The sequence below is a fragment of the Archangium sp. genome, assembly GCF_036389735.1.
In the GTDB taxonomy this organism is placed as follows: Bacteria; Myxococcota; Myxococcia; order Myxococcales; family Myxococcaceae; genus Archangium.
In genome coordinates this window covers 1-10,481 of the sequence record NZ_DASVWK010000419.1, presented here as the reverse complement: position 1 = coordinate 10,481, position 10,481 = coordinate 1, and the positions used below count along the sequence as shown (strand labels likewise).

General features: G+C 68.7%; 9 protein-coding genes. 4 read left to right on the top strand and 5 right to left on the bottom strand.

The genetic code is table 11. The annotated features are described in order from the left end of the window. Positions 1 to 4,104 (bottom strand): Ig-like domain-containing protein (locus VF794_RS15175; protein WP_331111007.1); only part of this gene is annotated, 4,104 nt, incomplete at its 3' end. Between the two features lie 291 nt (positions 4,105 to 4,395). Here VF794_RS15175 and VF794_RS15170 point away from each other — a divergent pair. Next, a complete protein-coding gene (locus VF794_RS15170) occupies positions 4,396 to 5,199 on the top strand; it encodes a tetratricopeptide repeat protein (RefSeq protein ID WP_331111005.1) in 804 nt (267 codons plus the stop codon). Between the two features lie 41 nt (positions 5,200 to 5,240). Next, the gene (locus VF794_RS15165; protein ID WP_331111003.1) at positions 5,241 to 6,839 is read left to right on the top strand and encodes a DUF4388 domain-containing protein; all 1,599 of its coding nucleotides are present in this window, start codon (positions 5,241 to 5,243) and stop codon (positions 6,837 to 6,839) included. Between the two features lie 69 nt (positions 6,840 to 6,908). Here the strand turns inward: VF794_RS15165 and VF794_RS15160 are convergent, their stop codons facing one another. Further along, on the bottom strand, positions 6,909 to 7,262 hold the full coding sequence (locus tag VF794_RS15160; protein WP_331111001.1) for an HU family DNA-binding protein: 354 nt from the start codon (positions 7,260 to 7,262) through the stop codon (positions 6,909 to 6,911). A gap of 204 nt (positions 7,263 to 7,466) precedes the next feature. Here VF794_RS15160 and VF794_RS15155 point away from each other — a divergent pair, with 204 nt between their 5' ends. After that, positions 7,467 to 8,078: a CAP domain-containing protein gene (locus tag VF794_RS15155; protein WP_331110999.1), complete on the top strand. Its 612-nt coding sequence runs from the start codon at positions 7,467 to 7,469 to the stop codon at positions 8,076 to 8,078. Position 8,079: 1 nt separating this feature from the next. Here the strand turns inward: VF794_RS15155 and VF794_RS15150 are convergent, their stop codons facing one another. After that, positions 8,080 to 8,511: a universal stress protein gene (locus VF794_RS15150; protein ID WP_331110997.1), complete on the bottom strand. Its 432-nt coding sequence runs from the start codon at positions 8,509 to 8,511 to the stop codon at positions 8,080 to 8,082. A gap of 294 nt (positions 8,512 to 8,805) precedes the next feature. Then, positions 8,806 to 10,005, bottom strand: coding sequence for an ABC transporter substrate-binding protein (locus VF794_RS15145; protein WP_331110995.1), 1,200 nt, complete (start codon positions 10,003 to 10,005; stop codon positions 8,806 to 8,808). Between the two features lie 78 nt (positions 10,006 to 10,083). Between VF794_RS15145 and VF794_RS15140 the strand changes: the two genes are divergently transcribed. Next, positions 10,084 to 10,221: a hypothetical protein gene (locus tag VF794_RS15140; protein WP_331110993.1), complete on the top strand. Its 138-nt coding sequence runs from the start codon at positions 10,084 to 10,086 to the stop codon at positions 10,219 to 10,221. Positions 10,222 to 10,236: 15 nt separating this feature from the next. Here VF794_RS15140 and VF794_RS15135 read toward each other — a convergent pair. Next, the coding region (locus tag VF794_RS15135; protein ID WP_331110991.1) for a hypothetical protein at positions 10,237 to 10,481 on the bottom strand (245 nt) is incomplete at its 5' end.

Below are 10,481 nucleotides of genomic sequence, written 5' to 3'. Positions count from 1 at the left end.
GAGAATACCGTCGCCGTCCGTGTCGATCCGGTCATCCGCCTTGTTGAGCGGATCCGTCTCGCCGGCATCGAGGCGGCCGTTGTGGTTCGTGTCCTCGGCGCCGTCGGACACGCCACCAGCGTCGGTGTCCGCCTTGAGCGGGTCGGTCTGGGTGCTCGAGTCCGCATCGGGCTGGAAGACGGTGAGGTCGGTACCCATGCCCTGGGGCGAAGTCAGGCCCTTCTCGGTGCCGTCCTGGAGGCCATCGCCATCCGTATCCAGCTTGCGCGGGTCGGTCTCGCCCGCGTCGACGACACCGTCATGGTCGGTGTCCTCGTTGCCGTCCAGGATGCCGTCATTGTCCGAGTCGTCATCGAGCGGGTTGGTTCCGGTGCTCGTCTCGACGCCGTCGGAGAGGCCGTCGTTGTCGGAGTCGGCATTGCGCGGGTCGGTCTCGCCCGGGTCGACAACGCCATCATGGTCGGCGTCCTCGGTGCCATCGGAGAGGCCGTCACCATCGGAGTCGGCCTTCGTCGGGTCGGTCTCGCCCGCGTCGACAACGCCGTCGTGGTCCTTGTCCTCGGTGCCGTCGGGGATGCCGTCGCCGTCGGAGTCGGTCTTCGTCGGGTCGGTCTCGCCCGCGTCGACAACGCCATCGTGGTCCTTGTCCTCGGTGCCATCGGGGATGCCGTCGCCGTCGGTGTCGGCCTTCGTCGGGTCGGTGCCCGTGGCCGTCTCGACGCTGTCGGGGATGCCATCGCCGTCCGTGTCGACCACGGGCTTGTCGTCCGAGGCCTTGAGCGGGTCGGTCTCGCCGGCATCGACGCGGCCGTTGTGGTTCTTGTCCTCGGCACCGTCGGACACGCTGCCGCCGTCGGTGTCCACCTTGAGCGGGTCCGTCTTGGTGCTCGGGTCCGCATCCGGAATGAAGATGGACAGGTTGGTGCCCGAGCCCTGGGGAGAAGTCAGGCCCTTCTCCGTGCCGTCCTGGAGTCCATCGCCGTCCGTATCGGTCTTGCGCGGATCGGTCTCGCCCGCGTCGACGACCCCGTCGTGGTCGGCGTCCTCGTTGCCATCCAGGATGCCGTCATCGTCCGAGTCGGCATCGGTGGGGCTGGTGCCGGTGGCCGTCTCGACGCTGTCGGGGATGCCATCACCGTCGGTGTCGACCCGATCGTCCGCCTTGTTGAGCGGATCCGTCTCGCCCGCATCGACGCGACCGTTGTGGTTCGTGTCCTCGGCGCCGTCGGACACGCCACCAGCGTCGGTGTCCGCGTTCAGCGGGTCCGTCTTGGTGGTCGAATCCGCATCCGGGATGAAGATGGACGTGTTGGTGCCCGTGCCCTGGGGCGTGGTCAGGCCCAGCTCGGTGCCGTCCTGGAGGCCATCGCCATCCGTGTCGGCCTTGCGCGGGTCGGTCTCGCCCGCGTCGACGACCCCGTTGGCGTTGGCGTCCTCGTTGCCGTCCAGGATGCCGTCATCGTCCGAGTCGGCATCGGTGGGGCTGGTGCCGGTGGCCGTCTCGATGCTGTCGGGGATGCCGTCGCCGTCGGTGTCGACACCGACCGTCCAGGTGTAGGTGGCCGGAGTGGGGTCCAAGAGGCCACCGCTGTTCCGGGCGCGCACGGCGAAGGTGTGACGGCCGTCGGCCAGGGCCGTGTAGGCCTTCGGGTTGGTGCACGCCACGAAGGCCCGGCCGTCGAGGCTGCACTCGAAGGTGGCCCCACTGGGGGTCGAGGTGAAGCTGAAGCTGGCCGTGGGGTCCGTGGTCTTGAGCGGCGGCTGCGCGGTGATGGTCGTGTCCGGCGGGCTCGTCGTGATGGTGAACGGGACGCTGGCCGCGGAGCTGGTGTTGCCAGCCGAGTCCTTGGCCGTGGCGCTGACGGTGTGCGCGCCGTTCACGAGCGGATCCGGGGCCGTGAGGTTCCAGTTGCCCGAGGCGTCCGCGATGACCCGGCCAATCACCTTGCCATCGACGCTCACGGTGACCGTGGAGTTGGGCTCGGCGGTGCCGGTGAAGGTGGGCCGCTGGACGGTGAGGTTGGCGCCCGAGGTGGGCGAGGTGATGACGGGCTGAGCGGGAGCCACCGAGTCCACGGTGAAGGTGCTCGTCGCCGGCTGGCTCTCGTTGCCCGAGCTGTCCGTGGCCACCACGTTGATGGTGTTGGGGCCCTGATCCAGGACCGTGCTCGACTTGCAGGACCAGGCGCCGGTGGAGGCATCGGCGCTGGTGGTGCAGAGCACCGTGCCATTGGCGAGCTTCACGGTGACCAGGGTGCCCGGCAGGGCGGTCCCGGTGTACGTGGGCGAGTTGGTCGCGATGAGGGAGCCGTGCGCGGGGGTGGTGATGACGGGTACCGGGACGATGGCGACCTCGATGCGCGTGGGGCCGCTGCCGGCCGGGCTGCGCGAGGGGGTCTTCACCGGGTCGATGCCCAGCATGCCGCCGGCCTCGATGATGCCCTGGTTCTCCACCTTGCCCGAGGTGGTGGGCTTGACCTTCATCTGGAAGGAGATGCTGGTGCTCTCGCCCACGGCCCCCGCCGTGACGATACCCTTCAGGCTGCCGCCCTTGGTGGGCGTGGCGCCCGTGCCCAGGTAGACGGTGAGGGTGTGGGTGGGGGCGTCGTAGTGCGCGGTGTCATCGCCCTTGGCGTCCGTGCGGGGACCGGGGGTGGCCGTGTCGCTCGCGGCCACCGTGAGGATCTGGATGGACCCGGGGACGTAGTCCAACTGGGAGGGCAGCGCGTCGGTGAGGACCGTGTCCCGCGAGTGGTCATCGCCCACGTTGATGGTGCTGATGGTGTACTCGATGATGTCGCCGGGGCGGACCGTACCGTCGGTGCGCGAGAGGTTGCGCGCCGACTTGAGGGTGTTGGAGAAGTCCGGGGCCTGGGTGGTGATGGAGGAGACGAAGCCGCCCAGCCAGAACTTGTCGCCAGCGGTGCTGATGTTCACCGAGGCCGAGCGCTGGCCTCCGGCCACCGTGACGTCCACCACGTCCAGGTCCATGCCCGAGATGCTTCCGGCCGTGCCGGTGAGCTGGGGCCGGTCCAGCTTGTGGCTCACGGGGTAGGTGTCGAACACGCCGTCGGTGCCCGGGTCGATTCCCGTGAGGGGCGTGTCGGTGCGAACGCCCGTCTTCACGGTGGTCCAGGAACGCGTGCCGTTGAAGAAGTTGTCCGCCGGGTTGAGGTCGTTGCTGATGACCGTGCCGTTGAAGGTGAACGAGTCCTTGACGTCCGGGTCGTCTCCATCGAAGGCGACGACGCCCAGCTTGGCGTCGACGGCGTAGGACGGCACATAGAAGCCGCTGAGGGGGAAGAGGGTGCTGGGCGTCGCATCCCCCACGACGCGCATGCCGTCGTAGAGCTTCAGGTGCCGCTTGGTCGTCGAGCCCGGCTGCTCGTAGAAGACCACCATCCACCAGCCGTCGAAGAGGTACTCGCCCGAGGTGGCCTCGAAGGGAATGGCCAGCACGTCACTGACCTGGTAGGCGCCCGCGCCGTACGCCTTCACGATGTCCGTGATGTCCGCCGTGGACTGGTACTGGTACTCCTTGCCCACCGCGTACTCGAAGGCGTAGTCGTCGGCGGCGAGGGGCTTCTCGAAGCCGGCCACTCCGGGCCGGGAGAGCGTGGCGGTGCGGTCGGGCTCGGCGATCTTGTCACCGGCGCTGTTGTTGAAGCGGGTGGCGGCCCAGTAGAGGCGCGCGTACGTCACCTTGGCCCCGGGGGGCAGGCTGAGCATGGCCTGCGTGCGCGCCAGCAGGGGATTGGCGGGGGGCGGGGTGCTGTTGTCGGGCGGCAGGTAGGGCTTGGTGATGGCCCCGGTGTTCTCGAGCGTCCAGTCGTCCAGGGTCCAGAAGAAGTCCGGGGAGGTGTCCTTCTGGTAGCACGCGCGCTCCCCGGGCACGAAGACCCCGATGGGCGGCATGCGGCCGATGAGGGGCGGGGGCGTCTTGGTCTGGCAGTTCTGCCCCAGCGTGTTGCCGATGAGCGCGAAGTTGCCGTACTGGTCGTTCGCGTAGCGCAGCTTGGGCGCCGCGTTGCTGGTCTGCGCCTGGGCCGAGCCGGCCGCCAGCACCAGCATCAGCGCGAGCAATTGCGAGAGTGGGTTTCGCATAGGGTGCGTGGGGGTGGGGTAGGGGTGAAGACTCGGGGCGCTGCCAATGCAAAGCCGGCGCCAACGTTCGCTAGTCGACGCACACTATTCCATGGTGCAACGCGATGGCGAATTCTCACCCGGTGCTCGGCAGCCCGGCCTCGGAGGGGCTCGTGGGCGCGGCCTGTAGCAGGCAGGTTCGAGGAGCCCGTTCGTGGAGCGGGCGGGCGACTGTGGCGAAACGCCCCTGTGGCGAAACGCCACGCCACACTCGCGCCACGACAGGGGCCCGCCTGATATGACGCGGCCCGCATGAGCTCGACCTGGTTGGTGTACATCCTCCTCTCTGGCCTGACGCGCAGCCCGGTGCTATCGGCCGTGCTGGTGCTGGGCTTCCTCTGGGTGGCGGATCGCTACTCGGTGGGCATCCTCCCGAGCCCCTTCCGCGCCTTGAAGCGCTGGCAGCGGGCCTCGTACCTGGAGCGGTTGCTGGGGACGAACCCGCATGACCGGCGGGCGCGCTACGAGCTGGCGGACCTGTGGGTGGCTCGGGGCCGGTACGCGGCGGCGGTGGAGGTGCTCAAGCCCAACCTGGAGGCGGGCGACGACGATGTGGCCACGCTGTACCTGCTCGGGGTGGCGTACCTGGGGGCGGGGGAGGTGGCGCGGGGCGAGCTGCTCCTGGAGGAGGCGGCGAAGCAGGAGCCCGGCTACCAGATGGGGGCCATCGACCTGGAGCGCGGGCGCTGGCGGCTGGCGCGGAAGGACCTGAAGGGAGCGCGGGAGGCCCTGGAGCGGCTGCGCGTGGCCCGGCCCGGAACGGTGGAGGGGCGGGTGCTGCTGGCGCGGGCGATGGACGCGGATGGCCGGGATGCGGATGCGGCGCTGGTGCGCGAGGAGGCCTGGAAGGAGTACGTGGCCGCTCCCAGCTTCCAGCGTCGGCGCGAGCGGTTGTGGGCGTGGCGTGCGCGGCCTGGCCGCCCCCTCGCCTACGGAGCGGCGCTGCTGGTGGCCTTCGCCCTCGGCTTCTCCGTCATGAGCCGCGTGTCGTTCCCCTCGCGGGAGGGGTACTACGACGCCGCACCGCTGGCCGAGGACTCCGACTACGCCGAGTGAAGTGGACGCTCGTCGGCCGCGCCCTCTAGACTTCGAGCCCTATGTTCCTCACCCCCGGCCAGGTACTGAAGCAGCGCGACGGGACGCTCGCCGAGACTCCCTTCCCGCTGCTGTTGCACGCGCTGGCCATCGAGGAGCGCACCTGCACGCTGGAGCTGAAGGTGCGCCAGCGCGAGAAGCGCATCACCTTCGAGGACGGGGCGCCGGTGGCCTTCGTGAGCAACCTGCTCCACGAGACGTTGGGCAAGTTCCTGGTGGAGAAGGGGAAGCTCTCGGAGACGGACTACCAGAAGGCGCTCGCCGAGAGCGTGCAGACGGATGTGCCGATGAGCGGGCTGCTGGTGCAGAAGGGACTCATCAGCCCGTTCGACCTGTACAAGCAGATGCAGGCGAACATGGCGATGAGCCTGCTGGACTGCTTCCGCTGGACGGACGCGCGCTACCGCCTCATCGCCGACACCGAGACGCCGGACACGAGCGTGCGGATGAACACGGCACAGCTCATCCTCACGGGCGTCGCCAACGTGATGCCCTTCGACGAGGTGGCCACGCACTTCACCTTCACGGACGACCGGCGCTTCGCGCAGGTGCCGGGGGTGGAGGGCCCGAAGCTGTCCTCGAAGGACGCGCGGCTGTTCCAGGCGCTGCGCCACCGGCCCACCTTCCCGGAGTTGATGACGCGCTCGGGGCTGGACACGGACTCCACGCTGCGCCGGCTCTACGCCTTCTGCCTGCTGGGGCTGGCGGACTTCGCGGAGGAGGTGGATCAGCGGCCGCAGCCAGCGGCGGCGCCCGCGGTGGCGGTCCAGGCTCCCGCGCCGGTGCTCGCTCCGGCCTTCACGCCGCCGCCGGGAATGGGCGGTGTGGAGACGGTGGACCTGGCGACGGCGCTCGCGCAGGCCGAGGCCAGCAAGGGGCTGCCGTACTCGGACGATGACGAGGCGGTGAAGAACGCGCTGCTGAGCACGTTCATGTCGCACCGGAGCCAGGACCCGTTCGACCTGCTGGCGGTGCCGGAGAACGTGCAGCCGGTGGCGCTGCGCAAGGCGTTCCTGGGGCTGGCGGACAAGTACTCGCCGTTGAGGTTCCAGACGGCGGACCTGAAGGAGAAGGCGGAGGCGCTGCTGGCGGCGTACGCGAGGGCGTACGGGGCGCTGTCGGAGGTGGAGCAGGCGGCGCTGTGGCGCAAGCGGCGTGCGGCGGCGAGGGAGAAGAAGGTGGGGACGGGGAGGCCGACCACGGCCGAGCAGTTCCGCATCCGCACGGACCTGCTGGACGCGCGCACGCAGTACGACGAGGCGATGAAGCGGCTGAAGGCGGAGAACTACGCGGGCGCCTTCGAGTACTTCGAGTACGCATGCGACATCGACCAGAAGCCCATCTACAAGGCGTACCGGGCCTGGGCGCGCTACCTGATGAAGCCGGAGTCGCACGGCAAGCTGGTGCTCCAGGAGCTGGCCGAGGTGACGAAGCAGGAGGCCGGGTGCGAGGAGGCCTGGTTCTTCACCGGTGAGGTGTCGCGCGGCGAGGGCCTGTGGACCCAGGCCGAGGACGCCTACCGGAAGGCCTTCAAGCTCAACCCGAAGAATCGCCAGTACGTGGACCTCATCCAGGAGACGATGAAGCGCGTGAAGCGCTGAGCCAGCGCCCACCGCTCCTGGCGGGTTCGACGGGCCCCGGAGCGTGAGCTTCCGGGGCCCGCCTGCGTTCTAGAGCATGTCCTTGAGGGCCTTGAGGGGCTGGATCTTCACGACCTTGCGCGCCGGCTTGGCCTTGAACATGGTCTCCAGGCCGGTGAAGGGGTTGATGCCCTTGCGCGCCTTGGTGGCCGGCTTCTTCACCACCTTCAGCTTCATCAGCCCGGGGACCACGAACTTGCCCGAGCCGCGGTTGCCGAGGTTCTTCTCGATCTGCCCGCCGAGCGCGGTGAGGACCGAGGCGACCTGCTTGCGGCTGAGCCCGGTCTCCTCGGCGATGTCGAGGAGGATCTGGGACTTGGTGGGGGACTTGCCCGTGGTGGGGGCGCTCTTCTTCGCGGCACCTGCAGCCTTCTTCGCGGCCATGATGAACTCCTAGCGTTGGGAGACGACGCTGTCCCATACCACTTCTTCGGGTCTCGTGGCCGACACGGATGCAAGGAGATGTGCTGCACCGTGTATTCGCGGGGCTCGAAGCACGGGTCCGGCCGAGCCCTCGAATCCACGCGCCTCACTGGCGGAGCCTCCGCGTGTAAGGTGCCCCTTCCTCCAACGGATAGAGGTCTGACCATGAAGCGAACGCGAAACGTGCTGTCCTTCCTTCTCGGTACCGCCCTGCTCGCGGGTTGTGGCGCCGACGCCCCCGACATGCCCATGGGAGAGGGTGAAATCGGTGAAGCCGTCGAGACCACGGAGGGCAGTGGCGTCCAGTCGCTCGCGATCGCCGGCTACTGCGACAACGTGACCACCTGGAACTCGACGTGGACGAGCTTCGAGGGCCAGGTCCTCACCCTGGTGAACCAGAAGCGGGCGGCGGGGGCCTCCTGCGGTGGCGTGTACAAGCCGCCCGCGCCCGCGCTCACCCTCGACACCCGGCTGCGGTGCGCGGCCCGGAAGCACTCGATGGACATGGGCATGAAGAACTTCTTCAGCCACACCGGCTCGAATGGCTCCACGTTCACGCAGCGAATCAGCAACGCCGGCTACGTCTACACCACGGCCGGGGAGAACATCTCCGCGGGGTACGCCACCCCCAGCGCCGCGGTGGATGGCTGGATGGCGAGCTCCGGCCACTGCAACAACATCATGAACCCCAACTTCAAGCACCTCGGGGTCGGCTACTACTACGCCTCCAGCTCCACCTACGGCCACTACTGGACGCAGGACTTCGGCCGGCCGTAGGTCAGTGCACCACGGTGACGGGGCGGCCCGCGTGCTGGACGACGCGGTCGCTCACTGAACCGAGCAGCCACTTGCCGCCGGGGTTGAGGCCGCGGGCCCCGATGACGAGGTGGTCCACGCCCAGCTTGTCGGCCTGCTCGACGATGGTGTCGGCGGGACGGCCGATCTCCACCACCTTCTCCACCTGGGCCTTGGGGAGGTCGGCGGCCACCTCGTCCAGCATGCGCTTCACGGCGTCCAGTTCCTCCGGGCTGCGCTGGGCGCCGGAGATGAGTTCCGAGTCCAGGAACCCGAGGGCGAGCATCCGAGGGGGCTCCAGGACGAAGAGGAGGGTGATGCGTGAGCCTGTCTGCTGCGCCAGGTCATGGGCGAAGCGCGCCGCCTTGCGTGAACTCTCCGAACCGTCGATGGCGACGAGGATGTGCTTGATCACGTCCGCTCCTCCTGGGAAGGACCCGGGGCCGAGGGCCCCTACAAAGGTCAGGGTGGGGCGGGGGGCGTCAGGAGCAAGCGGGGACCCGCCAATGCCGCTGACGGCATGGCATGCGACTGGCCCGCCGGATGCCCGGCGAGCAGCCGTGAATCAATAAGGCGGCAGCAGGCGCTGGAAGCCATGCAGCAGCACGATGCCGAGGACGGCCAGGTTGCGGGGGAGGAGTCCCGGCCAGACCCAGCGCGTCGCCCACGAGGGTGCCGAGGAGCGCGCCCGCGATGGCCTCCCGGCGCATCACGGCTCGACGGTGGTGACGAACTTCGTCTTGCCGCCCTCGACCTTGAGGATGACGGCCTGCTTCACCGCGTCGCGGTTCTCGTCGAGGTTGATGGTGCCGGCCACGCCCGGGAAGTTCTTGGTGGAGGCGATGGCATCGCGGATGGAGGCGCCCGACAGGTCCGGCGCGCGCTTCATCGCGTTGATGGCGAGCCACGCGGCGTCATAGGCCAGGGCCGCGACGCTGTCCGGCACGCCGCCGTAGGCCGCCTTGTACTTGGCGATGAAGCCCTGCACGCGCGCATCCGGGTTATCCACCGAATAGTGGTTGGAGTAGTAGCTGCCTTCGATGGCCTCGCCGCCCAGCTCGAACAGCTTGTCGGACTCCCAGCCATCGCCGCCGAGCAGCGGCACGGTCAGCCCCAGCTCCCGCGCCTGCCGCGCGATGATGCCCACGTCCGTGTAGTAGCCCGGGACGAAGATGGCGTCCGGCTTCGTCTTCTTGATGGCGGTGAGCTGCGCGCGGAAGTCGGTGTCGCCCTTGGAGTAGCTCTCGTTGTCCAGGATGGCGCCGCCCATCTCGGAGAACTTCCGGCTGAACACGTCGGTGAGCCCCACCGAGTACGCGCTCTTGTTGTCCTGGAGCACCGCCACCCGGTTGAGCTTCAGGTGGTCGCGGGCGAACTTCGCCATCACGTAGCCCTGGAAGGGGTCGATGAAGCAGACGCGGAAGATGTAGTCGCCCTTCTTGGTGACGGCGGGATTGGTGGAGGAGGGGGTGATCATCGGCACGCCAGCGGACTGGGCCTTGTCGGCCATGGCCAGCGAGTTGGACGAGGCGGCCTCGCCCAGGAGGACGAGCACCTTGTCCTGGGTGATGAGGCGGGTGGCGGCCTGGGCGGCCTCCTCGGGCCTGCCCTGGCTGTCGTAGACGCGCACGGCGAGCTTCTTGCCCTTCACGCCGCCCTGGGCGTTGGCCTCCTCGACGGCGAGCGCGATGCCATTGCGCCCGGAGATGCCGAAGGTGGCCTCGCTACCGGTGAGGCTGCCCACCTGTCCGAGGAGGAGGGTGTCCGAGTCCCCCGGCGCGCCGCCGGTGGTGGCCGCGGCCGGGGTGGTGGCGGGCGCGGAAGAGGGCGTGGGCTGCGCCCTCTTCTCACAGGCGGCCGCCAGCACGGTGAGCGCGGCGAGGAGCAATGGGGCGACGGGACGGCGCATGAGGACTTTCTCCAAGGGGAAAGACGCCCGCCTTCTACCCCACTCGGGGGAGGCTGGGGGTGGGGGAGAGGTCAGGAGATGGCGGTGCGGTGTTACCCGCCGCTCCTCTTCTACCGGCAGGAGCCTCGGGCCTTCCTCATTGGGTTGCTGTTCTACTTCATGCTGGGAGAGCTGTTCGCCTGGTGGGGATGGCGTATGTGGAGGGCGCACGAGTAGTAGCGGCGCCGAGCATCAGGAACTACCACGTCGCTTACCTCGCTTGCCGGACTGCGCCTGTTTCGTTCGAAGCTTACGCTTCCCAGGGAACTTGGGGCCAGGACCGTACTCCACGGAGGGACCTCTCTGCTGCTCGGAGATCTTCACCAGGAGTTGCCGCTCCACCATGTCTGAGAGGATGTCTCGCGCACGCTGCACATCAACGTCGAAAAAGTTCTGCAGGGTGCGGTTGTTCACCTTTCCGTACTCGCGCACGTGAG

Coding starts and splice junctions, on each gene's coding strand:
- VF794_RS15170 (WP_331111005.1), top strand. CDS start 4,396: ATGAGCTCGACCTGGTTGGTGTACATCCTCCTCTCTGGCCTGACGCGC.
- VF794_RS15165 (WP_331111003.1), top strand. CDS start 5,241: ATGTTCCTCACCCCCGGCCAGGTACTGAAGCAGCGCGACGGGACGCTC.
- VF794_RS15160 (WP_331111001.1), bottom strand. CDS start 7,262: ATGGCCGCGAAGAAGGCTGCAGGTGCCGCGAAGAAGAGCGCCCCCACC.
- VF794_RS15155 (WP_331110999.1), top strand. CDS start 7,467: ATGAAGCGAACGCGAAACGTGCTGTCCTTCCTTCTCGGTACCGCCCTG.
- VF794_RS15145 (WP_331110995.1), bottom strand. CDS start 10,005: ATGCGCCGTCCCGTCGCCCCATTGCTCCTCGCCGCGCTCACCGTGCTG.
- VF794_RS15140 (WP_331110993.1), top strand. CDS start 10,084: ATGGCGGTGCGGTGTTACCCGCCGCTCCTCTTCTACCGGCAGGAGCCT.